Genomic DNA, 312 nt, shown 5'->3' with positions numbered 1-312 from the left:
TGGATGTTCGGCGACGGGCCGGAGGACTACATGTACGGCTTTCCGTCTTCCGACCCGTCACAGCCCGCGCTCAAGGTCGCGACCGAGCAGTACGTGGCCGCCACCACGCCGGACACCATCGACCGCACCGTGAGCGCGGAAGAAACCGCCGCCATGTACCGCGACCGCGTGGCCGGCCGTTTTCCGCAGATCGGCAGCCGTGCCCTCAAGGCGCGCGCCTGCATGTACACCGTGACGCCCGACCGCCGCTTCGTGATCGACGCGCTCGACGGCCTGCCCCGCATGCTCATCGCCTCGGCCTGCTCGGGCCAC

General features: G+C 69.9%; 1 pseudogene. It reads left to right on the top strand.

The features are described 5' to 3' along the window. Positions 1–312, top strand: a pseudogene (locus ACSFA3_RS25745) (N-methyl-L-tryptophan oxidase); the annotation flags it as partial.

Origin of the sequence: Variovorax glucosi (assembly GCF_051216695.1) — a bacterium.
Taxonomy (GTDB): Bacteria; Pseudomonadota; Gammaproteobacteria; order Burkholderiales; family Burkholderiaceae_C; genus Variovorax.
This window is presented reverse-complemented; position numbering and strand designations above follow the sequence as displayed.